This window comes from Haemophilus haemolyticus (assembly GCF_003351405.1).
In the GTDB taxonomy this organism is placed as follows: domain Bacteria; phylum Pseudomonadota; class Gammaproteobacteria; order Enterobacterales; family Pasteurellaceae; genus Haemophilus; species Haemophilus haemolyticus_N.
Map to the genome: position 1 here is coordinate 789,220 of NZ_CP031240.1, position 24,964 is coordinate 814,183.

Genomic DNA, 24,964 nt, shown 5'->3' on the forward strand with positions numbered 1-24,964 from the left:
TAAAAGTAGGCAAAAAGAAAGCACACCCTGCTTTGCCTTATTTCCTGAAAAATTGAAAATTTGCTTAACGGAAATTTTCTAAACTCGCTGCGCTCAAACAGACGAAAATTTCCTACAAATTTCCAATTTTTCAGGCGGCAAAGAAGGGAAAATATTTTATTCTTTCTTTGATTTAAAGTGCAGTTAAAAATTGAATATTTTTCATTATAAAAACAATCTTATAATCAACTTCACTTTCAAATAATGTGCTAATAAATCTTAAGCCCCATATAAATCGCCTTTGTGACTTTCAATTTTTAGGCAATTTTCGTCTGTTTGAGCGCAGCGAGTTTAGAAAATTGCCGTAAAGAAAATTGAAACAAAGCAAAGATCAGCGATTTAACTGGGGTGTATTTTTCTTTGCTTACTTTCTTTTGTACAAGCAAAAGAAAGTAAGTCGCCGTCAGGCGAAACCCTGACTTAAATAAAATAGATATCATTATGGACTTCAACGATCTCAACTTATTCATCAAATTATCAGAAACCCAAAACTTCTCTAAAACCGCCACCCAAAACCACATGTCCCCTTCCACCCTTTCCCGTCAAATTCAACGGTTGGAAGACGAGTTAGGGAAGACGCTTTTTATCCGTGACAATCGTCAAGTCAAACTTACTGAATATGGCGAGAAATTTTTGCAATTTGCTAAAACAGAATGGCAAAGCTGGCAACAATTTAAACAACAGCTCAAGGATGAATCCGATGAGCTTTGCGGTGAAATTAAACTTTTTTGCTCTGTAACCGCATCTTATAGCCACCTTCCGCACGTACTTAAAGAATTTCGCCAGCGTTACCCTAAAGTGGAAATTCAACTGACGACGGGCGATCCAGCGCTTGCATTAGAGTTAATTCAAACCCAACAAGTTGACCTCGCTATTGCGGGTAAGCCGAATAATCTGCCATCGAGTGTGGCATTTCATAAAATTGATGATATCAGTTTGTCTTTAATTGCTCCGCGTGTGGCTTGTTTGGCGACACAATTACTGCAAGAAAAACCCATTAATTGGCAGCAAATGCCTTTTATTTTCCCTGTTGAAGGGCATGCTCGGCAACGGATTGAACAATGGCTACGGGAGAAACATATTAAACATCCGAAAATTTATGCTACCGTTGCAGGGCATGAAGGGATTGTTCCAATGGTTGGATTGGGATTCGGATTAGCGATGTTGCCTGATGTAGTCATTGACAATAGTCCAATGAATAATCAAATTTCCAGACTTAATCTTGATAAGCCTGTTGAGCCTTTTGAATTGGTTATTTGTACCCAAAAAAGGAATCTCGAACAGCCCTTAATCCGTGCATTTTGGGCGATGTTAGAATAGAATGATTGGCTGTTTAGAATAAGGATTTCTTATGTTTAAAGGTATTCTCGTTTCATTACTTGCCTCATTTCTATTTGGCTATATGTATTATTTTTCTACGCTGTTGAAACCTTTGAGTGGCACGGATATTTTCGGTTATCGGATGATTTTTACGTTTCCCTTTGTTGTCCTTTCCGTGTTTATGTTTAAGCAGAAAAATGCATTGATTCATCGCTTAAAACTTATCAAAAAACAGCCGCACTTGGCATTGCCCTATCTTTTTTGCGGCTTATTGATGGGTTTTCAAATGTGGCTTTTTCTTTGGGCGCCGAATAATGGCAGTTCATTGAGCGTGTCTTTTGGTTATTTGCTTTTGCCAATTGTGATGGTGGCAGCTGGTCGCTTAATTTTTAAAGAACGCATTTCAACGTTCAAATTTATTGCAGTCGTGATTGCCGCATTGGGTGTGATTTCTAATATCGTGCTAAAAGGTGGGCTTTCTTGGGAAGCTATTGTGATTTGTGTCGGTTATACCACCTATTTTTCCGTTCGAAAAGCATTAAAAAATAGTGATCTCGCCTCTTTTTGTTTAGAGATATTGAGCCTAATTCCAATTAGCATTTATTTTGCGTTGCAAACAGATTTCGCAGTGGTTGAACAAAGTAATCCTAATATTTGGGGGCTGCTTGTGTTGCTTGGATTAATTAGTGGCACGGCATTGATAGCTTATGTGATTGCCAGCAACATGTTACCAATGAATTTGCTTGGCTTACTTGGCTATGTGGAAACCATTATGATGATTTTCGTATCGTTTTTTATCGGTGAACAAATTGACGCCGAAAGTTACCCGCTTTTTATTTGTTTAGTGCTCGCTATGATTCTTGTTGTGATTGATGGTGTGTACAAACAGCACGCAAAAGGAAGTTTATAAATGTCATTTAAAGAAATTACGCCACAACAAGCGTGGGAAATGGTTCAGCAAGGGGCAGTGTTAGCCGATATTCGCGATGATGCCCGCTTTACCCACTCGCATCCTAAAGGTGCTTTTCATTTAACGAACCAAAGTTTTTTACAATTCGAAGAATTAGTAGATTTTGATTCACCCATTATTGTGAGTTGTTATCATGGCGTGAGCAGTAAAAATGTGGCGACCTTTCTAGTGGAACAAGGCTATGAAAATGTGTTTAGTATTGTTGGTGGATTTGATGGTTGGGAGAAAGCAAATTTACCAGTAGAAAGAGAATATTAATTTAAATTGTAAAAATATATTGAATTAAGAATTTTATTCATGATTGTATTTAGTAACTTATCCTTAAAACAAGGGCAAACGGAACTTCTCGAAAATTCTTCTGCTACGATTAATCCCAAACAAAAAGTCGGTTTGGTGGGGAAAAATGGTTGTGGAAAATCTTCGCTTTTTGCTTTATTAAAAAAAGAATTAATGCCAGAGGGCGGCGAGGTAAATTATCCGTCAAATTGGCGGGTATCTTGGGTGAATCAAGAAACGCCCGCATTGGATATTTCTGCGATTGATTATGTGATCCAAGGGGATCGTGAATATTGCCGTTTGCAACGAGAGCTTAATCAGGCAAATGAACGCAATGACGGTAACGCCATTGCGCGCATTCATGGGCAATTAGAAACCTTGGATGCGTGGACAATTCAATCTCGTGCTGCTTCTTTATTGCATGGTTTAGGATTTAGCCAAGAAGAAATAACTCAGTCAGTGAAAGCCTTTTCGGGTGGTTGGCGGATGCGTTTGAATTTGGCGCAAGCTCTGCTTTGTCCATCGGATTTATTATTACTGGATGAACCGACCAACCATTTGGATTTGGATGCGGTTATTTGGTTGGAGCGTTGGTTAGTGCAATATCAAGGTACCTTGGTATTAATTTCTCACGACCGTGATTTTCTCGACCCGATTGTGACAAAAATCCTCCATATCGAAAATCAGAAGCTCAACGAATATACGGGCGATTATTCTTCTTTTGAAGTGCAACGAGCGACTAAACTGGCACAACAAACAGCCATGTATCGTCAGCAACAGCAAAAGATTTCCCATTTACAAAAATATATTGATCGCTTTAAAGCCAAAGCCACCAAAGCCAAACAGGCGCAAAGCCGTATGAAAGCCTTAGAGCGCATGGAGCTGATTGCCCCAGCTTATGTGGATAATCCTTTTACCTTTGAATTTCGTCCACCGCAATCCTTGCCGAATCCATTAGTGATGATTGAGCAGGCGAGTGCGGGTTATGGTAGTGGTGAAAGTGCGGTAGAAATTTTAAGTAAAATTAAACTGAATTTGGTGCCCGGTTCGCGGATTGGTTTACTCGGTAAAAATGGCGCGGGAAAATCAACGCTGATTAAACTTTTAGCGGGAGAACTGACTGCACTTTCAGGTACTGTGCAGTTGGCAAAAGGTGTGCAGCTTGGCTATTTTGCTCAGCATCAATTAGATACTTTGCGCGCAGACGAATCCGCTCTCTGGCATATGCAAAAACTCGCTCCTGAGCAAACGGAGCAACAGGTTAGAGATTATTTGGGAAGTTTTGCGTTCCATGGCGATAAAGTAAATCAAGCAGTGAAATCCTTTTCTGGTGGTGAAAAAGCCCGATTAGTGTTGGCTTTGATTGTTTGGCAACGCCCGAATTTGCTACTACTTGATGAACCGACTAACCATTTGGATTTGGATATGCGGCAGGCATTAACCGAAGCGCTGGTGGATTACGAAGGTTCTTTGGTGGTGGTGTCTCACGATCGTCATTTATTACGCAATACTGTGGAAGAATTTTATTTAGTTCACGATAAAAAAGTGGAAGAATTCAAAGGCGATTTAGAGGATTATCAAAAATGGCTGAGTGAACAAAACAGAACGCCTGAAAATAAAGTTTCAGAAAAAGTTGGCGATAATGAAAATTCGGTTCAAAATCGTAAGGAACAAAAACGTCGTGAAGCAGAGTTACTCCAACAAACTGCGCCATTGCGTAAAAAAATCACGCAATTAGAAGAAAAAATGAATAAATTTTCTTCTGAGCTTGCGAACATAGAAAATCAATTGGCAGATGCCGAATTATATAGTGCCGAAAATAAAGAAAAATTGACCGCACTTTTGACACAACAAGTGGATGTGAAGAAAGCATTGGATGATGTAGAAATGGAATGGATGATTGCTCAGGAAGAATTGGAAGAAATGCTTCAGGCATAAGGACAGATTATGAATCAAAGCCTTTTTCATCATAGCAAACAACAGGAATATTGCCCTCAATGTGGTGCGCCTTTGCAAATTAAACAAGGCAAAAAAGGGCTCTTTTTAGGTTGTTCTGCTTATCCTGAATGTGATTATTTGCGTCCTTTGCAAAGGGCAGAGCATAAAGTATTAAAAACACTTGATGAAATTTGCCCGAAGTGCGGTAATTTATTGCAGTTGAAACAAGGCAGTTTTGGGATGTTTATTGGTTGTAGCCATTATCCTGAATGCGATTTTGTGGTGCGGGAAGAATCTGAATCTGAGGAAAAAATTGCTTGTCCTGAATGTAAAACGGGGCATTTGATTTCTCGTCGTGGTCGCCAAGGAAAAATTTTTTACGGCTGTGATAATTTCCCTAAATGTAAATTTTCTTTACCTGCCAAGCCTTATACTGTGCCTTGCCCAACGTGCCATTTTCCTCTTTCTTTGTTAAAAAGCGAAGATGGGGAAAAACAAATTTTCCAGTGTGCAAATAAAACTTGCCGTCATATTTTTGAGCAATAAAAGTAAAAGAGTGAAATGAATAGAGAACAAATCGCCAACGCACTTCGACAAAATCAAGTGGTAGCTTATCCCACTGAAGCTGTGTTTGGCTTGGGCTGTAATCCGCAAAGTGAAAGTGCGGTAAAAAAATTACTTGATTTAAAGCAACGTCCAGTGGAAAAAGGGCTGATTTTAGTGGCGCCTAGCTTGGATTTTTTCCATCCTTTTGTTGATTTTGAACAGATTAACGATGAACAGCTTTCTCGCCTGCAAGGTAAATATGAACGTCCAACAACTTGGATCGTGCCCGCTAAATCGACCACTTCGCATTTTCTTACAGGCAAATTTGATAGCATTGCGGTACGTTTGTGCGATCACCCGTCTGTGAAAGCTTTGTGTGAAATCACAGGGTTTGCATTAACTTCGACTAGCGCAAATCTGACTGGTGAGCCACCTTGCCGCACCGCCGATGAAGTACGGTTACAATTCGGTGATGATTTTCCTGTATTGGATGAACTTGTCGGAGATGCACGCAATCCATCCGAAATTCGAGACTTGCGCACAAATCAACTTTTTAGACAGGGATAATTTATGGATCTTTATGCTGTGTGGGGCAATCCAATTGCGCAAAGTAAATCCCCATTGATTCAAAATAAGTTAGCCGCGCAAACCCATCAGACTATGGAATACATTGTAAAATTAGGTGATCTTGATGCTTTTGAACAACAGCTTTTAGCATTTTTTGAGGATGGCGCGAAAGGTTGCAATATTACTTCGCCCTTTAAAGAGCGAGCTTATCAGCTGGCAGACGAATATAGCCAACGAGCAAAACTGGCGGAAGCCTGTAATACTCTCAAAAAACTCGATGGTGGAAAACTTTATGCGGATAACACTGATGGGATTGGTTTGGTAACGGATTTACAACGTTTGAATTGGCTTCATCCAAATCAACGCGTATTAATTTTGGGGGCGGGTGGAGCAACAAAAGGCGTATTATTGCCACTTTTACAAGCTCAACAAAATATTGTTCTTGCTAACCGCACTTTTTCGAAAGCCAAAGAATTAGCTGAAAGATTTCAGCCTTACGGCAATATTCAAGCCGCCTCAATGGATTCTATTCCGCTACAAACCTATGATGTAGTGATTAATGCAACTTCAGCTGGATTAAGTGGTGGAACAGCTCCAGTTGATCCTGAAATTTTAAAATTGGGTTCAGCTTTTTACGATATGCAATATGCGAAAGGCGTAGACACGCCATTTATTGCATTATGCAAAAGTTTAGGTTTAATCAACGTTAGCGATGGCTTTGGAATGTTGGTCGCACAAGCTGCACATTCTTTCCATTTATGGCGAGGCGTAATGCCAAATTTTGTCGTGGTTTATGAGCAATTAAAATAAGGTAATTGACAATGGAAAGTAAATACAGCGACTTTATGGTGTATGTCGATGAAAGTGGAGACCATAGTTTACAGTCAATCGACAAAAACTACCCTGTGTTTGTGCTTGCATTCTGTATTTTTTATAAAAATCATTATAGGAATAATATTGTTCCACAGATACAGAAGCTAAAATTTGATTATTTTGGTCATGATATGGTGATATTGCACGAGCATGAAATCCGTAAAGAAAAAGGCGATTTTAATATTTTCACTTCTCGTGAACAGCGTGAAGGTTTTATGGAACGTATTTCATCTATTATTGAAAATACTAATTTTATTCTTGCTGCTTGTGCGATTGATAAGCGAAAAATGCCGCAAAATGAAACAACACACCCTTATCATTTTTCACTCAAACATTGTTTAGAAACCCTATACGAATTTGTTTGTGAAAAGCATCAAGAAGATAAAATCACTTTTGTTGCCGTGGAAAGCCGTGGACGTAATGAGGATAGAGAGTTAGAGCTGGAATTTTTACGTATTTGTGACGGACAAAATAAATTCAAAAAGCCTTTGCCTTTTCAAGTAAAAATTGTGCCAAAACAGATTAATTCTGTAGGACTACAGGTGGCTGATTTGGTAGCAAGGCCTATCGGAAGATATATTTTAGATAGCAACCAGCCAAATCGAGCCTTTGAGATTCTTAAAAAGAAATTTTATTGTGAAGATGGAAGAAAAATACTGGGGGAAAATTTTGATCAAAAAGGACTGAAACATTTTCCTTAGTCCTAAAAAGCGAAAAGCCTCAATGAAACCCACTGAAGCTATAACGCCGACCAAGCACCCTCGATCCACTTGGCTTGGAATATATCAAAACGTTTTATTTTGTCAAGTTTTAATATGCAACAAATAACAAGATGCCCTTGGGTTGGTGAACAACCTATTTATATTGATTATCATGACAATGAATGGGGTAAGCCTGAATTCGATAGCCAAAAGCTATTTGAAAAAATTTGTCTGGAAGGGCAGCAAGCGGGGCTTTCGTGGATTACGGTTTTGAAAAAACGTGAATCTTACCGTGTGGCCTTTCATCAATTTGATCCGAAAAAAATCGCAAAAATGACCGCACTTGATATTAATGATTGTATGAAAAATGCAGGATTAATTCGCCATCGAGACAAGTTAGAGGCCATTGTCAAAAATGCGAAAGCTTATTTGGCGATGGAAAAGTGCGGTGAAAATTTCAGTGATTTTATTTGGTCATTTGTGAATCATAAACCGATTGTCAATAATGTACCTGATTTGCGATCTGTGCCGGCTAAAACAGAAGCATCGAAAGCACTTTCTAAAGCCTTAAAAAAACGTGGTTTCGTCTTTGTTGGCGAAACCACGTGCTATGCGTTTATGCAGTCTATGGGGTTAGTGGACGATCATTTAAATAATTGTCCTTGCAAAACTCGCTAGTATTTATGCTGATCGCGCTCCCATAAATCGGCGTATTTTACAAAGGTTGAATGCGCCGATAACACCGCTAATAAAAATCCTTGTTTGCCATCTAAAAAACCCGCCTTTAACAAATACATCTTCACAAAACAACCGAGTGCGTGAGTGATTCCTTGCCAAAGTGTGGTTTTTTTTCCTTTTGCCTGGCGTTGGTCTGCCCAGGCTTTTGCATAACCTGCGGATTTCACTAGATAATGATGGATGCTTTTATAAGTGAAATGTTCTAAATCACCGGTTAATTTTTCTACTTTTGTCCCAGCTGGAAATTCCACTTTTTCATGCACAAGTGAATCGTTATATTGCGCATAATTTGTGCGATAGAGGCGAACCACATAATCTGGATACCAGCCTGAATGGCGAATTTCACGCCCAAAAACTTCACTAACTCGTGGAATTTCATAAACGGTATTTTCTCGATCATTTTTAACCGCACTTAAGATAGCTTGTTGTAGCTTGGGTGTAACTCGTTCATCTGCATCTAGCCAAAGTACATAATCACTGGTTACATATTGTTGGGCTAATTGGCGTTGTTTACCAAAGCCCGGCCAGTTGCTATTTTCATAGAATTTCGCTCCATAACTGAGCGCAATTTCTTTAGTGTTATCTGTGCTACCAGAATCTAGAATGATAATTTCATCCACCCAATCTTTTACGGTGTCTAAGCAATTGGCGAGGTCTTGTGCTTCATTTTTTACAATCATCGCAACGCTAATTGTAGGCATATTTTCAATCCTTTTTTTGCTATACTAGCCGAAATTTTTTCAAGTATAACCGAATTTCATTTATGTGGCGTTTTTTTTATACGAGCTTGATGTATCTGATTCAACCGTTAGTGCTGCTCTTTATGTGGCTACTCGGATTTAAGGCACCGAATTACCGAAAAAGGCTTGGTGAGCGTTACGGTTTTTATGCTTCACTGACACCGCCTAAGGCTGGTGGTATCGTTATTCATGCGGCATCCGTGGGTGAGGTCATTGCTGCCACGCCACTCGTGCAAAAACTCCAACAAAATTACCCGCACTTACCTATTACTTTCACTACGGTCACCCCTACGGGTTCTGATCGTGTCAAAGCGGCGTTTGGCAATAGCGTTTTCCATTGCTATTTGCCTTATGACATACCTTGCGCCATTAATCGTTTTATTGACTTTGTTCACCCAAAACTTTGTATTGTGATTGAAACCGAACTTTGGCCAAATTTAATCCAACGATTTTATCGCCGTGACATTCCTTTTGTTGTGGCAAATGCACGCTTGTCTGCACGTTCAGCGCGCCGTTATGGAAAAATTAAACCGCGTTTGCAAAATATGTTTTCACAAATTGATTTAATTGCACCTCAAGACAAAATTAGTAGCAATCGTTATTTGGATTTAGGTTATCGCAAAGATAAATTGAAGGTGACGGGCAATATTAAATATGATCTCTCCATCACTGATGAGTTACGTGAAAAGATTGATGCTTTACGAGCACTTTGGGTAAAAAATCGTCCGATTTGGATTGTCGCGAGTACCCATGAAGGCGAAGAGCAAATTATCTTACAAGCACATCGCCAATTATTGGAAAAATACCCAAACTTATTGGTATTACTCGTTCCGCGCCATCCAGAGCGTTTTAATGTGGTGGCTGATTTACTCAAAAAGGAAAAATTCCAATTTATTCGCCGTTCTACAAATGAGTTACCAAATGAGAATACTCAAGTGATTTTGGGTGATAGTATGGGCGAACTCATGTTGATGTATGGCGTTTCTGATATTGCTTTTGTGGGCGGAAGCCTTGTGAAACATGGTGGACACAATCCACTGGAACCTCTTGCGTTTAAAATGCCAGTGATTACTGGCAAGTATACTTTCAATTTCCCTGAGATATTTCGAATGCTGGTAGAAGTACAAGGTGTGCTAGAAGTTAATTCAACCGCAGATGCCTTAGAACGTGCGGTAGAAGCCTTATTAAATTCAAAAGAGGCGAGTGAACGTTTAGGCAATGCTGGCTATGAGGTGCTGATGGAAAACCGAGGGGCATTACAACGTTTGTTAGATTTATTAAAACCTTATTTGGAGCGTAATGTATGACGAGCGTGATTTATCCCGGTACTTTTGATCCGATTACGAACGGTCATTTAGACATTATTGAAAGAAGTGCGGTGATTTTTCCTCGTGTTTTAGTAGCGGTGGCGAATAGCCCAAGCAAAAAGCCACTATTTTCTTTGGATGAACGCGTGGAGCTTGTTCGTCAATCTGTTGCGCATTTATCTAATGTTGAGGTGTTTGGCTTTTCTGATTTGTTGGCCAATGTGATTAAGCAGCACAATATTTCCGCCATTATTCGCGGCGTACGCACGACAACAGATTTTGAATATGAACTTCAATTAGCAGCACTGAATCGTTTACTCACAAAAGGCGTAGATAGTCTGTTTTTCCCTCCAGCAGAAAAATGGGCTTTTGTTTCTTCTACTATTGTGCGTGAAATTTATTTACATGGAGGAGATGTCGCCGAGCTAGTTCCTGTACCTGTGTTTAATGCGTTAAAAGCACGATGATAAAAATCTTTATTTTTTTGACCGCACTTATCGCTTTATCTGGTTGTGGTTCCGTGGTTAAACTTATCGATCCAACAGAAAAATATACCGCCTATGCAGGGGTTGCTTATGATCTTGAAATGTCCCAACAATGGGGATTGCCAATCTTAGATTTGCCTCTCTCATTTTTATTAGACACCGTATTACTGCCCTATGCGTGGGCCCAATAATTCTTATGAAACTCAATCCTCAACAACAACAAGCCGTTGAATATGTGACTGGCCCTTGTCTTGTGCTTGCTGGCGCAGGCTCAGGCAAAACTCGCGTCATTATTAATAAAATCGCCCATTTAATTGAAAAGTGCGGTTATTCTCCGAAACAAATTGCCGCTGTTACTTTTACCAACAAAGCCGCACGCGAGATGAAAGAGCGTGTTGCACATTCCATTGGCAAAGAGCAATCTAAAGGTTTGCTCGTTTCCACTTTTCATACGCTTGGTTTTGACATTATTAAGCGTGAATATAAAGCATTGGGCTTTAAATCAAATATGACTTTGTTTGACGAACACGATCAATTTGCGTTGTTAAAAGAGCTAACCGTTGATGTGTTAAAAGAAGATAAGAATTTATTGCGTGAGTTAATTTCAGTGATTTCTAACTGGAAGAACGATTTGATTTCGCCAAAACAGGCATTTGCGTTGGCACGTGATGCTAAATATCAAACTTTCGCAAAATGTTATGAGCGTTACGCCACACAAATTCGAGCCTACAATGCCCTTGATTTTGATGATTTGATTATGCTGCCGACGTTGTTGTTCAAGCAAAATGAAGAAGTGCGGTCAAAATGGCAGGCAAAAATTCGTTATTTGTTGGTGGATGAATATCAAGATACCAATACCAGTCAATATGAGCTGATTAAACTTTTAGTGGGTCATCGTGCTTGTTTCACTGTAGTGGGCGATGATGACCAATCTATTTATTCATGGCGTGGCGCACGTCCAGAAAATATGGTGCGTTTACGCGATGATTTCCCTCGTTTGCAAGTGATTAAGCTAGAGCAAAATTATCGCTCAACCCAGCGTATTTTGCATTGCGCCAATATCTTGATTGATAACAATGAGCACGTGTTTGATAAGAAACTTTTTTCAACTATTGGAGAAGGGGAGAAATTGCTTGTCATCGAAGCAAAAAATGAAGAACACGAAGCAGAGCGGGTTGTCGCCGAGTTGATCGCCCATCGTTTTAGCCGTAAAACCAAATATAAAGATTACGCGATTTTGTATCGAGGCAATCATCAATCCCGATTACTCGAAAAAGTACTGATGCAAAATCGCATTCCTTACAAAATTTCGGGCGGTACTTCTTTTTTCTCCCGTGCAGAAATCAAAGATATGATGGCGTATTTACGCTTGGTGGTGAATCAAGATGATGACGCAGCATTTCTGCGTATTGTGAATACACCGAAACGTGAAATTGGCACCGCAACCTTACAAAAACTTGGTGAGTTGGCTCAAGAAAAACACATCAGTTTGTTTGATACTATTTTTGAGTTTGAGCTTATTCAACGCATCACGCCAAAAGCCTATGATTCATTGCAAAAATTTGGCCGTTGGATTGTAGAACTTAATGATGAAATTCAACGTTCTGAACCTGAACGGGCGGTACGTTCAATGTTATCCGCGATTCATTATGAAGAATATTTGTACGAATACGCCACAAGCCCTAAAGCGGCAGAAATGCAAAGTAAGAATGTCGCCACGCTATTTGACTGGGTTGCGGATATGTTAAAAGGCGATGAAACCAATGAGCCGATGAACCTTAATCAAGTGGTAACCCGCCTAACATTACGCGATATGTTGGAGCGAGGCGAAGACGATGATGAGAGCGATCAAGTTCAACTGATGACATTGCACGCATCTAAAGGATTGGAATTTCCTTATGTTTATTTGATTGGTATGGAAGAGGGTATTTTGCCCCACCAAACCAGTATTGATGAAGACAATGTGGAAGAAGAACGCCGCTTGGCTTATGTGGGTATAACAAGAGCACAAAAAGAACTCACCTTTTCTTTATGTCGTGAGCGCCGTCAATATGGTGAATTAGTTCGCCCAGAACCGAGCCGATTTTTAGCCGAATTACCCAATGATGATGTGTTATGGGAACGCGATAAACCAAAACTAACCACCGAGCAAAAACAAGAAAAAACACAAAACCAACTTGATCGATTGAGGGTGATTTTGAAAGGAGGCTAGAAAATCTGGCTTTGAATTACAAAATAAGAAATAAAAAAGTGCGGTTAGATTTTCAGGTGTTTTGCCAATTGACAGCACTTTAGAACATAAAAGACCGCCTGAAAAACATATTTAGTTTTAAAAAGTGTATTAATTCACTATTTTTCATTTAAAAAAATGTTAATTTGTTCCTGCCTATTGTTAGAAAAAATGTATAATTACTCTACATCCCTTGTTTTAGAGAAACATTATGCAGCGTAAAATCATACAATCATTAGAAAATTGGAAACACAAAACAAACCGCAAACCGTTGATTATTCAAGGAGCAAGACAGGTAGGAAAAACCTGGGTGATGAAACACTTTGGCGATCAATCCTTTGAAAAAGTGGCGTATATCAACTTTGATAATAACCCTCGGATGAAAACGCTATTTTCTGGCGACTATGATATTGATCGCTTAATGCTCGGTTTGAAAATTGAAAGCGGTGTCGATATTCAAGCAGAAAACACCTTGATTATTTTTGATGAAGTACAAGAAGTCCCGCAAGCATTATCTTCACTCAAATATTTTTACGAAAATGCACCTCAATTTTATATCGTCGCGGCAGGCTCATTGCTTGGGGTGTCACTACATCATCAAGTCTCTTTTCCTGTTGGCAAAGTGGACTTTCTACCACTTTATCCTATGGATTTTCATGAATTTTTAACCGCACTTGGCAAACAAGATTTAGTGAAATTGCTGGAATTGAAAGACTGGTCGCTAATTTTAGCCATGAAAACCACCTATATTGATTTACTCCGTCTATATTATTTTGTCGGCGGTATGCCCGAAGCGGTAAAAGTATTTATCGAAACACAAAATGTCGATGAAGTGCGCCAAGTACAACGTAATTTATTGATGGCGTATGAACAAGATTTTTCCAAACATATTCACGATGGTCAAACTGTGCAAAAAGTGCGGTCAATTTGGGTTTCCATTCCTGAGCAGCTTGCCAAAGAAAATAAAAAATTTATCTATGCTCAGCTACAAAAAGGGGCGAGAAGCAAAGACTATGAAATTGCATTGCAATGGCTAAAAGACAGTGGCTTAGTGCATAGCGTGCCTCGTGTGAAGAAACCACATTTGCCACTTTCTGCTTATCAAGATAACGCCTTTAAATTGTATGGCTTAGATGTGGGGCTGCTTGCCGCGCAAAGCAATTTGGATGCCAGCATACTGCTAGAAGGCAGCCGTATTTTTACCGAATTTAAAGGTGCATTGACCGAACAATACGTTTTACAACAACTGATTGCCACCCAAGAAAACCCCGTTTTTTATTGGTCAACTGAAAAAGGCACGGCAGAGGTTGATTTTGTTGTACAACGTAAGCAAGCTGTGATTCCGATTGAAGTCAAAGCAGAAGAAAATTTAAAAGCAAAAAGTTTGAAAGTGTATGTAGAACAATTTCAGCCAGAACAATCAATTCGCTTTTCAATGGCGGATTATAGGGAGCAGGATTGGCTGGTGAACGTACCATTGTATGGAATATAAAATTTCAACTTGAAAATAATATTGTACGGAACAATACAGCTGAATAATTTAAATCAAAAGGAACTAACAAAATGGCTAGAACAATACAATCTGCTTTAAAACAAATGATTGAAGAAAATGTGAATATGCCCTCAGAGCGAGTCAAAAAAGCAAGAGATAGTAGAGATTGGTTACTAGAACGTATAGAAAGCTTTGAAACAAGCACTCAACATTTATATTTTTGTAAAAATTTTAACCTTCACTTTGGTTCTTTTTCTCGTAGAACTAAAGTTCGACCAATAGATGATATTGATATAATGATTGGTTTAAATGGGCATTTATTATATTGGTATGAAAATATTGATGATTATAAAAATTGTTCAATTCATTTAAAACAAGACGTTCAAGATAGTGGATTATGGAAAGATTGTTTGAATGAAGATAAATCACTAAACTCAACAAAACTTCTCAATAAATTCAAAAGTGCATTGACCAATATTAGTCACTATGAAAATGCAGATATTCATAGAAAGCAGCAAGCTATCACTTTAAAATTATCTTCCTATGAGTGGAATTTCGATCTTGTGCCATGTTTCTATACAACTTCAGGTGTTTATCTAATTCCAAATGGAAAGGGAGGATGGATGAAAACCAACCCTGAAAAAGATCAAGAATTAGTTACATCTATCAATAAGAAACATAATGGAAATTTTTTAGAACTTGTTCGATTAGTTAAATATTGGAACAGCAAGGCATTTGATAAGAAAGCAAACCTAGAATCATCCTATTTATTAGAGGTAATGCTGGCTAACTATTATAGAAGTAGAGAAAAATTATATGATATTGATTATGAGTTTGAGCAATCTTTAATTTATTTAAGAGATAGTATATGGGATATTGTTAATGACCCCAAAAATATCGAAGGTGATTTAAATAATTTGAGCTATGAGGAGAAAATTAATTTAACATCAAGAATTAATAATGATCTAGAAAACATTGAGGATGCGAAAAAAGTTTCTGTGGAACAATCATTTGAATACTGGAAAAAAGTTTTAGGTGATGAATTTCCTAATTATGGAGATTAAAGGTGAAAAATATTTTAGAAGAACAAAACTTAGAGAAAAACTTGCGGTTATTGATAGTTCAGCGTGTGCTGTACTCACGAGCGAAGAACTTAAAAAGTTTAGAATTATTAATTCTAGTCATATCAATAAGCATCTCAGTGTTGCCAATAATTCCTATTGAATATTTAAGGAATTATCCTGATTACTATTTTGGATTAATTTCAACATTTTTTTTAGTTACTTCTTTAGGGATTGGGAAAGTATCAAAAAGCACCCAAGAGAAAGCAGCTGAAGTTCAACAAGAATTTGATTGCGGTTTATTCAACTTGAATTACAAGCCTGTTGTAGATAATGAGGAAATACTTAAAATATCAGATGAAGCCATTAGCAAGGATAGAGGTATAAAAGAGCAAGTGAGAAATTGGTATACAGATGCTATATCTAAATTTAATTTCCCTTATTCAGCTTTAGCTTGCCAACAACAAAATATTGGATGGAATATTAGTTTATCTAAAAGGTATTTAAATTTTTTATTATTTTTATTGTTTTTATTAATAATTATTATTGTTGGAATTAGTTTTGTTTGGAATGAAATTAAACCACTTTTCCTTAGTGGCTTTGGTAATTTATATAATTTTCTTGTGTTTTCTGCAGCTATTATAAAAACTCCAGTCAGTAGTGCATGGAGTACAAGAAATGAAATTAAAGAGAAAGAAGAAGTTATAAACGAGAAACATGAAATATTCTCTGATATTTCTGCAAATAGTATAGAATGTATTCCATATATTTTAAAAGAAATTCAGTCTAATATATTTAGATTCAGAAAGAATCACAAACCAATACCTGATTTCTTTTATAAATTTTATAAATATCGAGAGGAAGCAAGATCTCGTCAGCGATTAGAATAAAAAAGGCCGTCTGAAATTTCAGACGGCTTTTACTTTTAACGCATCCACAATCAGCTTAAACACATTGGAATGTCCGCGGCGGCTGGGGTAATAGAGGTAAAGCGGTTCGTAAGTCATAGCATACTCAGGCAACAGCTCGACCAGGTGCCCAGAATGGAGTGCATCCGCTACGCTCATGTGTGCTATCCACGCAATGCCAAGGCCGTCTGAAACGGCTTGCTGACGCAGATGATTGTTGATGGAAAACTGCGATTTTGGCGTGAACGTAATTAGCTTTTTTTTGTATTTGAATTCCCACTGCATCTCCGTGCCGTGTTCAGCAGAGAGTTTTATGCCGATAAGGCGGTGTTGTTGCAGATCATCAATATTTTTCGGTGAACCGTGTTGCGCCAAATAATCGGGCGAGGCAACCAATACCATTTTGAGCGGTGCGGAAATTGGCACCGCAATCATCTCTTTCGCTACCTTGTTACCTAACCGAACGCCCATATCAAATCCTTCTTTCACAATGTCCGCCCAACGATCGTCCACCACGATTTCCAAGCGGATTTTCGGGTATTGGTTCAAAATCGGCTTTAATTTTGGATACAACACGGCTTCCGCTACCATCGACGGGGCGTTGATGCGAATCAATCCCGATGGCGTATTCAAAAAATCATTTAATGCATCGACTTCTTGGTTTATGGCTTGATAAAGTGGGAAAAGTTGGTCGAAAAGCTGTTGCCCGGCTTCGGTCAGCGACACATTGCGTGTAGTGCGGTTGAACAGACGCAGGTTCAGCCGCGTTTCTAAATTTTTCATGCTATGGCTCAACGCCGAAGAAGAAATCCCTAAAAGTTGCCCTGCTTTCACAAAACTCTGCGTTTGCGCCAGTGTTAAAAAATAATTCAGTTCGTTAAAGTTCTGCATTTTCTCTTTAAACTCTCTTTTATTAGTGAATTTAATTCATTACATAATAAAGCTAAACCCTATTTATCTCAATAAAAACAAATCATAAAATGACTGCACTTTCATGATAGTAAACAGAAGACAATATCCGTAAACATCACATCCTTTTTTTATAAATTATTTATTCTAGGAGTAAAAATGAACATTTTATTATTAAACGGTGGTAAAGAATTCGGCCATTCGCATGGTGAGTTAAACCACACGCTTCACAAAAAAGCAAAAGAAGTTTTGACCGCACTTGGACACAATGTAAAAGAAACTGTGATTGATGCTGGCTATGATGTTGAGGCAGAAATCGAAAAATTCTTGTGGATGGATGCCGTGATTTGGCAAATGCCCAGTTGGTGGATGCATGAACCTTGGACAGTGAAAAAATACATAGATGAAGTATTTATCGCCGGACACGGCAAGCTTTACCACAGTGATGGCCGCCATCGTGTCAGCCCGACCGAAGGATTTGGCACAGGTGGTTTGCTGCATGGCAAAAAACACATGCTTTCGCTTACGTGGAATGCTCCGATTGAAGCATTCACCCGTGAAGGCGATTTTTTTGAAGGAAAAGGCGTGGATGACTTGTACATGCACTTTCATAAACTCAACGAATTCCTCGGTATGAGCCGTTTACCGACATTTATATGTAACGATGTAATTAAAAATCCACAAATAGAACAATACTTAGCAGACTATCAAGTACACTTGAAAAAAGTGTTCGGTTAATGATAAAACATCAACTTGAAGCGGTGGGCTTTTGCCCACCATTTTGTCAGTCGCTAATTGGTACGAAATATGGCAAATCCGTGGCGCAAGTGATTACCCGCTGGCTGGTCGAACGCGACATCATTGTGTTAGCAAAATCCACCAAACCCGAATGCATGGCGGAAAACTTGAACATCTTTGACTTTGCCCTCAGCGATGAAGACAAAGCCGAAATTGCCAAACTGGACGGCACGTTCGCTGCCATCGTCAATCACGATACGGTGGATAATTTGAAACGCATCTCCGCGTGGAAAATGGGTGCGCAAGTGTAGCGAGAGTAGTAGAGAAAATCTAAACGACTCAAACTGCTTTCTTGTTTTCATTTCGTTAAAAGCCCCTTTTCTGGACAACTAGAAAAGGGCTGAATCGCTTAAAGGAGTACATGACATGCAACAACTGCACACTCTGAAAGACATCGAACAGGCCATCGCCACACACCCTTTAGTATCACTGTACATCAAAGCCCCAATCTGCGGTGTTTGTACGGTCGTGGCCGCCCAGCTTGACTCAGCTTTGGCAGTGGAAGGAAATGTGCATGCCGTAAAAGCCGATATTGCTGAAATACCCGAAATGGTCGGACGTTTCCACGTGCTGACCGCACCTGCATGGCTGCTGTTTTATCAAGGCAAGGAAGTAGAACGGATGGCCCGCTTCATCCCTCAGGCACAGATGAAGCAGACATTGGCAAAATGGACAAAAGTAGCAGAAAGCGGACATCAGTAACCGGTCTATCAATGTTTCAGACGGCTGTGGTCTTGATAATGATGCAAGTGGTCAAGTTTTTAAGATGATTTGCAAAACACTTAAAAATTTGACCGCTCTTTATTACGAAAAGGTCGTCTGAAACGGCTTGCAGACTGAGATGATTATTAATGAAACGCTGTGATTTGTACGCTAAAACCATCTTCTGAAAATTCCCTTTGATTATTACCGGTGGCTTCCGTTCACAAAGCGCCATGGAAGATGCCTTATCCAGCGGCCATTTGGATTTGGTCGGTGTCGCTCGTCCGTTTGCTTTGGTGTCCGATTGGGCAAACTAAATGCAAAACGGCACTTACCAAATCGACCGCATCCAAACAGGCGTGGCGTTGGTTGATAAAAAAGCGGGCGCGATGCTGGAAATGAATTGGTATATGACGCAAATGGACTTGATTGGGCAAGGCAAGCAGCCCAATCCTAAATTGTCGGCGTGGAAAGTATTGCTGAAAACCTTGTGGGAAAACGGCAAAGCAGGTTTAAGTACTGGCAGATCTTGATAGGGTAAGCGGTCTAATTGTGAATTGAATTTGTAAAAACATCTAAAAATCTGACCGTACTTTAAAATCAAAAGATCTAAATATCCTCAATTTGAAACTGCTTACGCCAGCGATTCGGTGAAATCTTATGTTTCTTCAAGAAGTGCTGACGCAAGGCGGTATCGCTATGAAATCCACTTTGTTCTGCAATGTCAGTAATAGATAAATCTGTGCTTTCCAAAAGCTCTCTTGCTCGCTGTAGCCTTGCTTCAATTAACCATTGATTTAATGACATTCCGGTTGCTTTGCGAAAATGTCGGGTGAAAGTGCTACGGCTCATTGACAAACGTTTGGCAAGACTATCAGTCGAATGAAGTGCGGTCAGATTTTCATTTAAATAAGCAAGCAACACATTGATATTATGATTAGGTGTGGAACGAGAAATAGGGCGTTCGATAAATTGTGCTTGTCCTCCTTCACGATGAGGGGGGATAACCAGTATTCGGGCAATATGATTGGCAATTTTCACACCATATAATTTACGGACAATAGAAAGGCAACAATCCATGGAAGCTGCCGTTCCTGCAGAGGTAATCAGTCGATCTTGTTCTAAATAAATAGGATTTAAATCCCATTTCACCTGCGGAAAGCGACTAGTAAAATCACTATCTCCTAGCCAATGTGTGGTTGCTTTTTTGCCGTTAAGTAAACCACTGCACGCTAACACATAGGCACCATAACATAAACCCACCACTGTCGCACCACGTTGATATGCTTGCCGTAACGCCGTTAATAAAGCCTCACTAGGCATCACTTGAGTATCATGCCATCCAGTCATCACAACAATATCGGCATTCTCTAACCATTCTAAACCACCATCTAAATGTATGTGAAATAGCGAGTTTGTCAGGTTGTCCGAATCGCTAACGATTTTACAGTCAAATAACGGCTTGCCGTTTAAATCCGACATAGAAAAAACGGAATATGCCATCGCAAAATGAATGGGCATCATTTGTTCATACACAATCAAAGCAACTGTGGGTTTATTCATTTTATTTCTCCTACTTTGATATGAGCATAGCACAAAAATGACCTGATTATTACGTTTATTGATTTTTTGTCTATTTTTGCGCAATTTTGTTCTCACTATAATATGTTTATTCATTCAATAACGTATATAGAAAGGGAAAAACAATGAACTTAAAAACCTTAATTACCACTACAGCATTGGCTATTAGCGCAAATACTTTCGCTGTAGATCTTGCCTCTAAAAACACTGATAGCTACCAACATATCCGCAATGCTACTGGTCGTCTGAACTACGCAGGGAAAACTTTTTTAATTGATCCTATGCTTGCAGAAAAAGGACGTTATGCAGGTTTTGAAGGGACATTAAATAGCCATTTGCGTAATCCACTTGTGGAATTGCCTATGAAAGCAGAAGATACTTTCAAAGACGTTGATGCCATTATTTTGACTCATACACATGAAGATCATTGGGATGAGGTTGCACAAAAAATTTTACCTAAATTCATCAAAATTTTTGTGCAACATGAACGGGATGGCAACCTACTCAAAGCGCAAGGTTTTACTAATATAACCAGTTTATCGTTGGAAAAATCGGTGGAGTTTGAAGGTATTATTTTAAATAAAACCGGCGGTTCTCACGGCACAACGGAAATGTACGCTGTACCACAATTAGCTGAGATTTTAGATGAGGCGATGGGCGTAACATTCCAAGCGAAAGACCATCCAACTGTTTACTTGGTTGGTGACACAATTTGGACTGCTGAAGTAAACAAAGCCATTAATCGTTATAAACCTGATGTAATGATTATGAACACTGGTGATGCGCGTACCTTAGCTTTTCCGAATGACGGCATTATTATGGGGTTACAAGATGTTGCTCATGCTCGTAATATGCTACCGAATACAAAACTTATCACAGTGCACATGGATGCGGTAAACCATATGTCCGTTTACCGTAAGGATTTACGCCAATTTGTCCAAGCAAACAAGCTTGAAAATGTAGCAATTCCAGAAGATGGTGAAACAGTGAAGTTTTAAAAACAAGCGGTCAAGTTTTGATGGAGATTTGCAAAACACCTAAAAATTTGACCGCACTTTGTTATAAAAAAGCCGTCTGAAGTTTCAGATGGCTTTTATTTCGAAATTACTTATTATGCTAATTTTTATTACAAATCAAACGATTGAATAACATTCACATGTAAGCGTACATCGACATTGCCACGAGTAGCGTTAGAGTAAGGGCAAACTTCATGAGCACGAGTAATCAATTTGCGCGCCTCATCTTCAGTCAAACCTGCTACGGTAATCGTGATATCTAAATCTAAGCCAAATGCACCATCGGCTTTTTGACCGATACCTACACCGACAGTAGTGGAAGATTTCGTCGGTTTCAAGCCGAGTGTCGGTGCTACATGGTTCATCGTGCTATCAAAGCAGGCGTGTAACCCATAGCGAAAAGCTGCTCGAGGTTTGTACCGTGCTTACCGCTTTCGTTTTGGAATGAAACCAAATCAAAGCCAATTGAACCGTCGTCTACTTGGGTACGACCATCACGTCCGCCGGTTGCTGTTGCTGATGTTTTGTAGAAAATTTTCATAATGTTTTCCTCATTTAATGTTAGTTAATATGTTTTGGCGTACCGCCGTTGAAAGTGAGTTTATTATATTGAACGGCAATATGAAGTGTTATATGATTTATCCAAATTACTTGCCTATTCCTACAAAATTATGTTCTCAAATGAAACGATAGAACGCTTATTAAAAGTTATTCCACATAACGAATTCTATTCATCACAGATTAAAGGCTTATTTCTTCGCCATTCAGATCAACCATTTTGTTACAAAGGTATTATTCAAGAGCCGAGCATTTGCATCGTGTTAAGCGTAGAACGTGAAGTGCAGCTAGGCGAACAATGCTACCGATTTGATAATCAACATTCGGGCCGAGCGGCTGTGGCAAGACGACGGTTTTGCGTTTGATTGCGGGCTTGGAAACGCCGAAATCGGGCACGATACGCAATACTTTCCGCAAAACGGGTTTTCTGTTTCAGGAAAACCGCCTGCCGGAAAACTTGACCACGATGCAGAATATCGCTATTTTTATGGACAAACCCGATGAAGGCGAAATCATCGCGCTGGCGGCGAAAGTCGGGCTGACTGCGGGCGATTTGAACAAATATCCGACCGAATTGTCCGGCAGCATGGCGAAACGGGTAGCATTTTTGCGCCTGCTGCTGTGCGGCTGCGACCTTGCCTTGCTGGACGAGCCGTTCGTCGGTTTGGACCGCGATTTGCGCGATATTTTGGTCGCCATGCTGGTGGAAAAATCGAGCGGCAGGGCATGGCGTGTATGCTGGTAACGCACGACCGCTTCGAAGCCGCATGCCTGAGCCATGAAATAATGCTGCTTTCCACTAAGGGCATGAACGTGCAAAACGTGATTACCCTACCTACGCCGCTGTCCGAACGCGATTCGGCTTTTGAAGAAGCCGTGGTGGCAAGAGAGTTTCAGGGGATTCATTATTATGAGTGATAGGAATTTAAATTTCTGACAAACCTTGCGGTTCGTTGCCCTCTCCCTACCCCTCTCCCACGGGGAAAGGGGATCAGGTTTCTCAAAATCAGAGAACCGTAGAATTGGGAATCAGATGTCAGGTAAACCTGAAAATGTTCAGGCTCGACAGCCCAATTCCCTCTCCCAGTGGGAGAGGGCTAGGGAGAGGGTAAGCAAGCCGCAGGCTTGCCTCTTTAGCGAAAGATACGAATCTGTTATCCGAACGCGATTCGGTTTTTGGAAAAGCCGTGGTGCTAAGGGGGCAGGGGATTCATTATGAGGTGCTTTATGTTTTCGACTGTGATTACTGCTGCTGTTTTATATATTGCTACAGCAGTAGATTTGTTGGTAATACTATTAATATTTTTTGCTAGAGCAAATACTAGAAAAGAATATCGAGATATTTATATCGGACAATATTTAGGTTCTGTAATTTTAATATTAGTTAGTTTATTTCTAGCTTTTGTTTTGAATTATGTTCCGGAAAAATGGGTGTTGGGTTTATTAGGTTTAATACCGATTTACTTAGGTATTAAAGTTGCTATTTACGACGATTGTGAGGGCGAAAAAAGAGCTAAAAAAGAATTGGATGAAAAAGGGTTGTCAAAATTAGTCGGTATTGTTGCTTTGGTTACAGTTGCTAGTTGTGGTGCAGATAATATTGGACTTTTTGTTCCTTACTTTGTGACTTTAGATCTTGTCGACTTATTAGTTACTCTTCTTGTATTTTTAATATTGATTTTTGTTTTAGTATATACAGCACAAAGATTGGCTAATATTTCAGGTGTTGGTGAAATTGTAGAGAAGTTTAGTCGTTGGATAATGGCTGTTATTTATATTGGTTTAGGGTTATTTATTATTATTGAAAATAATACAATTCAAACAATAATATCAATAATATGAATGATACGGGCATTTGAGTATCTGACAAACCTTCGGCTTGCTTCTTCAATACAAGATACAACCCTGTCCGTCCAATAAATCCATATCTGAAAGCATCTTCATGCAGAATTAAGCCAAACCATGAATAAGTTTTTCACCCACCCCATGCGGCCGTTTTTCGTCGGTGCTTGCCATACTCGGCGCGTTGGTGTTTTTCATCAGCTCCGGTGCCGTCATTTTGAAATGAAACCAAATCAAAGTCGATTGAACCGTCGTCCACTTGGGTACGACCATCACATCCGCCGGTTGCTGTTGCTGAAGTTTTGTAGAAAATTTTCATAATGTTTTCCTCAGTTTAATATTGGTTAATATGTTTTGGCGTACCGCCGTTGAAAGTGAGTTCATTATATTGAACGGCAATATGAAGTGTTATATGATTTATCCAAATTACTTGCCTATTTCTACAAGATTATGTTTTCAACTGAAACGATAGAACGCTTATTAAAAGTTATTCCACATAACGAAACCTATTCATCTCCAATTAAAGGCTTGGTGATTCGCCATGCCGATCAGCCGTTTTGCTATGAAGGTATTATTCAAGAACCAAGCATTTGCATCGTGTTAAGTGGCGAACGTGAAATACAACTAGGTGAACAATGCTATCGATTTGACAATCAACACTTTATGTTCTGCCCAGTCAATGTACCGATGCGTGGTGAGATTAAATATGCAGAGCCGCAAAAGCCGTTTTTAGTGATTTCGATGAAAATTGATATTGAGAGCGTTAGCAAGATTTTATTAGCAAATCCAAACCTTGCAGATGATGTTCAAAAGGGCGACGAAGGTTTTGCACAATGGCATCTGGATGAATCTCTCAAAAATGCTGTTGAACGTCTATTTCTATTGCACGAAAATCCAAAAGATATTGAATTTCTTGCACCACTTATCCAACAAGAAATCTACTATCGGTTGCTTACTGGTGAGCAAGGATATAAACTTAAAGCGATGGTAAGCATTGGATCTCATACGCAAAAAATTGCCCAATCCACCCACTATCTACAACAGCATTTCAGTGAAACCATTACCGTGGAAACCTTGGCAAATCTGAGCGGCATGTCATTATCTGGTTTTCACAGCCATTTTAAGAAGATAACCAGCCTTTCACCGCTGCAATATCAAAAATCCTTACGTCTAATGGAAGCCAGACGACTGATCTCACAAGAAGGGAGAGGCATTACCGAAGCCGCTTACCAAGTCGGCTACGAATCGCCTAGCCAATTCAGCCGTGAATACAAACGCTATTTCGGGCATGCGCCAAAGGGGGATATTAAATAGATGAGGCTTAAAGATAGGTTCAAAAACACTTAAAAATTTGACCGCTCTTAGTC

The 24,964-nt window shown here is 39.4% G+C and carries 30 protein-coding genes and 2 pseudogenes; 26 read left to right on the forward strand and 6 right to left on the reverse strand.

Annotation, left to right across the window (positions count from 1 at the left end; translation table 11 throughout):
• Window positions 1-296 precede the first annotated feature (296 nt).
• Window positions 297-560: a hypothetical protein gene (locus DV427_RS03860; protein ID WP_114891367.1), complete on the reverse strand. Its 264-nt coding sequence runs from the start codon at window positions 558-560 to the stop codon at window positions 297-299.
• On the opposite strand from DV427_RS03860, the gene ilvY reads away from it, so the two are divergent.
• From ilvY to DV427_RS03905, 9 genes are all read left to right on the forward strand, one after another.
• A complete protein-coding gene (gene ilvY, locus DV427_RS03865; RefSeq protein WP_114891368.1) occupies window positions 481-1,359 on the forward strand; it encodes an HTH-type transcriptional activator IlvY in 879 nt (292 codons plus the stop codon). The two genes, DV427_RS03860 and ilvY, sit on opposite strands and share 80 nt — an antisense overlap.
• Window positions 1,360-1,390: 31 nt before the next feature.
• On the forward strand, window positions 1,391-2,269 hold the full coding sequence (gene rarD / locus DV427_RS03870) for an EamA family transporter RarD (protein WP_114891369.1): 879 nt from the start codon (window positions 1,391-1,393) through the stop codon (window positions 2,267-2,269).
• Window positions 2,270-2,587 carry a thiosulfate sulfurtransferase GlpE gene (glpE, locus tag DV427_RS03875; protein WP_114891370.1) on the forward strand — a complete coding sequence of 106 codons (318 nt, stop codon included), beginning with the start codon at window positions 2,270-2,272 and terminating at the stop codon, window positions 2,585-2,587.
• Window positions 2,588-2,626: 39 nt separating this feature from the next.
• Window positions 2,627-4,543 (forward strand): ABC transporter ATP-binding protein, encoded by a 1,917-nt coding sequence (locus tag DV427_RS03880; RefSeq protein WP_114891371.1) that lies wholly within the window; start codon window positions 2,627-2,629, stop codon window positions 4,541-4,543.
• Between the two features lie 9 nt (window positions 4,544-4,552).
• Entirely contained in the window at window positions 4,553-5,089 is a 537-nt protein-coding gene (locus DV427_RS03885) for a DNA topoisomerase family protein (RefSeq protein ID WP_049364175.1), read from the forward strand.
• A 15-nt stretch (window positions 5,090-5,104) separates the two neighbouring features.
• Complete coding sequence (gene tsaC, locus DV427_RS03890; RefSeq protein WP_114891372.1) at window positions 5,105-5,656, forward strand: L-threonylcarbamoyladenylate synthase type 1 TsaC; 552 nt, start codon at window positions 5,105-5,107, stop codon at window positions 5,654-5,656.
• A gap of 3 nt (window positions 5,657-5,659) precedes the next feature.
• Window positions 5,660-6,466: a shikimate dehydrogenase gene (aroE, locus tag DV427_RS03895; RefSeq protein WP_114891373.1), complete on the forward strand. Its 807-nt coding sequence runs from the start codon at window positions 5,660-5,662 to the stop codon at window positions 6,464-6,466.
• Window positions 6,467-6,477: 11 nt separating this feature from the next.
• Window positions 6,478-7,230, forward strand: coding sequence for a DUF3800 domain-containing protein (locus DV427_RS03900; protein ID WP_114891374.1), 753 nt, complete (start codon window positions 6,478-6,480; stop codon window positions 7,228-7,230).
• Between the two features lie 114 nt (window positions 7,231-7,344).
• Window positions 7,345-7,908 carry a DNA-3-methyladenine glycosylase I gene (locus DV427_RS03905; RefSeq protein WP_114891375.1) on the forward strand — a complete coding sequence of 188 codons (564 nt, stop codon included), beginning with the start codon at window positions 7,345-7,347 and terminating at the stop codon, window positions 7,906-7,908.
• Here the strand turns inward: DV427_RS03905 and DV427_RS03910 are convergent.
• Complete coding sequence (locus DV427_RS03910; RefSeq protein WP_114891376.1) at window positions 7,905-8,669, reverse strand: glycosyltransferase family 2 protein; 765 nt, start codon at window positions 8,667-8,669, stop codon at window positions 7,905-7,907. The two genes, DV427_RS03905 and DV427_RS03910, sit on opposite strands and share 4 nt — an antisense overlap.
• A 62-nt stretch (window positions 8,670-8,731) precedes the next feature.
• Here DV427_RS03910 and waaA point away from each other — a divergent pair, with 62 nt between their 5' ends.
• The 7 genes from waaA (at window position 8,732) to DV427_RS03945 (ending at window position 16,173) form a co-directional block, all read left to right on the forward strand.
• Window positions 8,732-10,015: a lipid IV(A) 3-deoxy-D-manno-octulosonic acid transferase gene (gene waaA, locus DV427_RS03915; protein WP_114891377.1), complete on the forward strand. Its 1,284-nt coding sequence runs from the start codon at window positions 8,732-8,734 to the stop codon at window positions 10,013-10,015.
• On the forward strand, window positions 10,012-10,482 hold the full coding sequence (gene coaD / locus DV427_RS03920) for a pantetheine-phosphate adenylyltransferase (protein ID WP_046949399.1): 471 nt from the start codon (window positions 10,012-10,014) through the stop codon (window positions 10,480-10,482). The genes waaA and coaD overlap by 4 nt, the downstream gene beginning before the upstream one ends.
• Complete coding sequence (locus DV427_RS03925) at window positions 10,479-10,691, forward strand: YceK/YidQ family lipoprotein (RefSeq protein WP_114891378.1); 213 nt, start codon at window positions 10,479-10,481, stop codon at window positions 10,689-10,691. Before coaD ends, DV427_RS03925 begins: the two co-directional genes overlap by 4 nt.
• A gap of 5 nt (window positions 10,692-10,696) precedes the next feature.
• Window positions 10,697-12,712: a DNA helicase Rep gene (rep, locus tag DV427_RS03930; protein WP_114891379.1), complete on the forward strand. Its 2,016-nt coding sequence runs from the start codon at window positions 10,697-10,699 to the stop codon at window positions 12,710-12,712.
• Between the two features lie 229 nt (window positions 12,713-12,941).
• On the forward strand, window positions 12,942-14,222 hold the full coding sequence (locus tag DV427_RS03935; protein WP_114891380.1) for an ATP-binding protein: 1,281 nt from the start codon (window positions 12,942-12,944) through the stop codon (window positions 14,220-14,222).
• A gap of 71 nt (window positions 14,223-14,293) precedes the next feature.
• Window positions 14,294-15,286: an SMODS domain-containing nucleotidyltransferase gene (locus tag DV427_RS03940; RefSeq protein ID WP_114891381.1), complete on the forward strand. Its 993-nt coding sequence runs from the start codon at window positions 14,294-14,296 to the stop codon at window positions 15,284-15,286.
• A 2-nt stretch (window positions 15,287-15,288) separates the two neighbouring features.
• Window positions 15,289-16,173 (forward strand): S-4TM family putative pore-forming effector, encoded by an 885-nt coding sequence (locus DV427_RS03945; protein WP_114891382.1) that lies wholly within the window; start codon window positions 15,289-15,291, stop codon window positions 16,171-16,173.
• Between the two features lie 18 nt (window positions 16,174-16,191).
• Here DV427_RS03945 and DV427_RS03950 read toward each other — a convergent pair whose 3' ends face one another.
• Window positions 16,192-17,082, reverse strand: a complete 891-nt coding sequence (locus DV427_RS03950) for a LysR family transcriptional regulator (RefSeq protein ID WP_114891383.1) — start codon at window positions 17,080-17,082, stop codon at window positions 16,192-16,194.
• A gap of 177 nt (window positions 17,083-17,259) precedes the next feature.
• Here DV427_RS03950 and DV427_RS03955 point away from each other — a divergent pair, with 177 nt between their 5' ends.
• From DV427_RS03955 to DV427_RS09630, 4 genes and pseudogenes are all read left to right on the forward strand, one after another.
• Complete coding sequence (locus DV427_RS03955; RefSeq protein WP_114891384.1) at window positions 17,260-17,838, forward strand: NAD(P)H-dependent oxidoreductase; 579 nt, start codon at window positions 17,260-17,262, stop codon at window positions 17,836-17,838.
• Window positions 17,838-18,149 (forward strand): aldo/keto reductase, encoded by a 312-nt coding sequence (locus tag DV427_RS03960; protein ID WP_205334665.1) that lies wholly within the window; start codon window positions 17,838-17,840, stop codon window positions 18,147-18,149. Before DV427_RS03955 ends, DV427_RS03960 begins: the two co-directional genes overlap by 1 nt.
• Before the next feature lie 115 nt (window positions 18,150-18,264).
• A complete protein-coding gene (locus tag DV427_RS03965; protein WP_114891385.1) occupies window positions 18,265-18,600 on the forward strand; it encodes a thioredoxin family protein in 336 nt (111 codons plus the stop codon).
• A gap of 194 nt (window positions 18,601-18,794) precedes the next feature.
• Window positions 18,795-19,133, forward strand: a pseudogene (locus tag DV427_RS09630) (NADH oxidase); the annotation flags it as partial.
• A 76-nt stretch (window positions 19,134-19,209) separates the two neighbouring features.
• Here DV427_RS09630 and DV427_RS03980 read toward each other — a convergent pair.
• Window positions 19,210-20,163 carry a GlxA family transcriptional regulator gene (locus tag DV427_RS03980; RefSeq protein WP_114891387.1) on the reverse strand — a complete coding sequence of 318 codons (954 nt, stop codon included), beginning with the start codon at window positions 20,161-20,163 and terminating at the stop codon, window positions 19,210-19,212.
• A 143-nt stretch (window positions 20,164-20,306) separates the two neighbouring features.
• On the opposite strand from DV427_RS03980, the gene DV427_RS03985 reads away from it, so the two are divergent.
• Window positions 20,307-21,179, forward strand: coding sequence for an MBL fold metallo-hydrolase (locus DV427_RS03985; protein ID WP_114891388.1), 873 nt, complete (start codon window positions 20,307-20,309; stop codon window positions 21,177-21,179).
• 128 nt (window positions 21,180-21,307) lie between these two features.
• On the opposite strand, the pseudogene DV427_RS09635 reads toward DV427_RS03985, so the two are convergent.
• Window positions 21,308-21,738, reverse strand: a pseudogene (locus DV427_RS09635) (organic hydroperoxide resistance protein).
• 85 nt (window positions 21,739-21,823) lie between these two features.
• Between DV427_RS09635 and DV427_RS03995 the strand changes: the two are divergent.
• The 4 genes from DV427_RS03995 to DV427_RS04010 all read left to right on the forward strand — a co-directional run bounded on the left by DV427_RS03995 (window position 21,824) and on the right by DV427_RS04010 (window position 23,597).
• Window positions 21,824-22,120: an AraC family transcriptional regulator gene (locus DV427_RS03995; protein ID WP_240317975.1), complete on the forward strand. Its 297-nt coding sequence runs from the start codon at window positions 21,824-21,826 to the stop codon at window positions 22,118-22,120.
• Window positions 22,111-22,500: an ATP-binding cassette domain-containing protein gene (locus DV427_RS04000; protein ID WP_240317976.1), complete on the forward strand. Its 390-nt coding sequence runs from the start codon at window positions 22,111-22,113 to the stop codon at window positions 22,498-22,500. The genes DV427_RS03995 and DV427_RS04000 overlap by 10 nt, the downstream gene beginning before the upstream one ends.
• Window positions 22,491-22,673, forward strand: a complete 183-nt coding sequence (locus DV427_RS09550; protein WP_240317977.1) for a hypothetical protein — start codon at window positions 22,491-22,493, stop codon at window positions 22,671-22,673. The genes DV427_RS04000 and DV427_RS09550 overlap by 10 nt, the downstream gene beginning before the upstream one ends.
• Before the next feature lie 309 nt (window positions 22,674-22,982).
• The gene (locus DV427_RS04010) at window positions 22,983-23,597 is read left to right on the forward strand and encodes a CadD family cadmium resistance transporter (RefSeq protein ID WP_003766668.1); all 615 of its coding nucleotides are present in this window, start codon (window positions 22,983-22,985) and stop codon (window positions 23,595-23,597) included.
• A 133-nt stretch (window positions 23,598-23,730) separates the two neighbouring features.
• On the opposite strand, the gene DV427_RS09395 is transcribed toward DV427_RS04010, so the two are convergent.
• On the reverse strand, window positions 23,731-23,916 hold the full coding sequence (locus DV427_RS09395) for a hypothetical protein (RefSeq protein WP_162790236.1): 186 nt from the start codon (window positions 23,914-23,916) through the stop codon (window positions 23,731-23,733).
• Window positions 23,917-24,047: 131 nt separating this feature from the next.
• Here DV427_RS09395 and DV427_RS04015 point away from each other — a divergent pair, with 131 nt between their 5' ends.
• The gene (locus tag DV427_RS04015) at window positions 24,048-24,911 is read left to right on the forward strand and encodes an AraC family transcriptional regulator (protein ID WP_114892170.1); all 864 of its coding nucleotides are present in this window, start codon (window positions 24,048-24,050) and stop codon (window positions 24,909-24,911) included.
• Window positions 24,912-24,964: the final 53 nt, after the last annotated feature.

What these genes read in the sequence shown, in the direction of transcription:
- ilvY (WP_114891368.1), top strand. Translation starts at nt 481, where the DNA reads ATGGACTTCAACGATCTCAACTTATTCATCAAATTATCAGAAACCCAA.
- DV427_RS03860 (WP_114891367.1), bottom strand. Translation starts at nt 560, where the DNA reads ATGTGGTTTTGGGTGGCGGTTTTAGAGAAGTTTTGGGTTTCTGATAAT.
- rarD (WP_114891369.1), top strand. Translation starts at nt 1,391, where the DNA reads ATGTTTAAAGGTATTCTCGTTTCATTACTTGCCTCATTTCTATTTGGC.
- glpE (WP_114891370.1), top strand. Translation starts at nt 2,270, where the DNA reads ATGTCATTTAAAGAAATTACGCCACAACAAGCGTGGGAAATGGTTCAG.
- DV427_RS03880 (WP_114891371.1), top strand. Translation starts at nt 2,627, where the DNA reads ATGATTGTATTTAGTAACTTATCCTTAAAACAAGGGCAAACGGAACTT.
- DV427_RS03885 (WP_049364175.1), top strand. Translation starts at nt 4,553, where the DNA reads ATGAATCAAAGCCTTTTTCATCATAGCAAACAACAGGAATATTGCCCT.
- tsaC (WP_114891372.1), top strand. Translation starts at nt 5,105, where the DNA reads ATGAATAGAGAACAAATCGCCAACGCACTTCGACAAAATCAAGTGGTA.
- aroE (WP_114891373.1), top strand. Translation starts at nt 5,660, where the DNA reads ATGGATCTTTATGCTGTGTGGGGCAATCCAATTGCGCAAAGTAAATCC.
- DV427_RS03900 (WP_114891374.1), top strand. Translation starts at nt 6,478, where the DNA reads ATGGAAAGTAAATACAGCGACTTTATGGTGTATGTCGATGAAAGTGGA.
- DV427_RS03905 (WP_114891375.1), top strand. Translation starts at nt 7,345, where the DNA reads ATGCAACAAATAACAAGATGCCCTTGGGTTGGTGAACAACCTATTTAT.
- DV427_RS03910 (WP_114891376.1), bottom strand. Translation starts at nt 8,669, where the DNA reads ATGCCTACAATTAGCGTTGCGATGATTGTAAAAAATGAAGCACAAGAC.
- waaA (WP_114891377.1), top strand. Translation starts at nt 8,732, where the DNA reads ATGTGGCGTTTTTTTTATACGAGCTTGATGTATCTGATTCAACCGTTA.
- coaD (WP_046949399.1), top strand. Translation starts at nt 10,012, where the DNA reads ATGACGAGCGTGATTTATCCCGGTACTTTTGATCCGATTACGAACGGT.
- DV427_RS03925 (WP_114891378.1), top strand. Translation starts at nt 10,479, where the DNA reads ATGATAAAAATCTTTATTTTTTTGACCGCACTTATCGCTTTATCTGGT.
- rep (WP_114891379.1), top strand. Translation starts at nt 10,697, where the DNA reads ATGAAACTCAATCCTCAACAACAACAAGCCGTTGAATATGTGACTGGC.
- DV427_RS03935 (WP_114891380.1), top strand. Translation starts at nt 12,942, where the DNA reads ATGCAGCGTAAAATCATACAATCATTAGAAAATTGGAAACACAAAACA.
- DV427_RS03940 (WP_114891381.1), top strand. Translation starts at nt 14,294, where the DNA reads ATGGCTAGAACAATACAATCTGCTTTAAAACAAATGATTGAAGAAAAT.
- DV427_RS03950 (WP_114891383.1), bottom strand. Translation starts at nt 17,082, where the DNA reads ATGCAGAACTTTAACGAACTGAATTATTTTTTAACACTGGCGCAAACG.
- DV427_RS03955 (WP_114891384.1), top strand. Translation starts at nt 17,260, where the DNA reads ATGAACATTTTATTATTAAACGGTGGTAAAGAATTCGGCCATTCGCAT.
- DV427_RS03960 (WP_205334665.1), top strand. Translation starts at nt 17,838, where the DNA reads ATGATAAAACATCAACTTGAAGCGGTGGGCTTTTGCCCACCATTTTGT.
- DV427_RS03965 (WP_114891385.1), top strand. Translation starts at nt 18,265, where the DNA reads ATGCAACAACTGCACACTCTGAAAGACATCGAACAGGCCATCGCCACA.
- DV427_RS03980 (WP_114891387.1), bottom strand. Translation starts at nt 20,163, where the DNA reads ATGAATAAACCCACAGTTGCTTTGATTGTGTATGAACAAATGATGCCC.
- DV427_RS03985 (WP_114891388.1), top strand. Translation starts at nt 20,307, where the DNA reads ATGAACTTAAAAACCTTAATTACCACTACAGCATTGGCTATTAGCGCA.
- DV427_RS09550 (WP_240317977.1), top strand. Translation starts at nt 22,491, where the DNA reads ATGCTGGTAACGCACGACCGCTTCGAAGCCGCATGCCTGAGCCATGAA.
- DV427_RS04010 (WP_003766668.1), top strand. Translation starts at nt 22,983, where the DNA reads ATGTTTTCGACTGTGATTACTGCTGCTGTTTTATATATTGCTACAGCA.
- DV427_RS09395 (WP_162790236.1), bottom strand. Translation starts at nt 23,916, where the DNA reads ATGAAAATTTTCTACAAAACTTCAGCAACAGCAACCGGCGGATGTGAT.
- DV427_RS04015 (WP_114892170.1), top strand. Translation starts at nt 24,048, where the DNA reads ATGTTTTCAACTGAAACGATAGAACGCTTATTAAAAGTTATTCCACAT.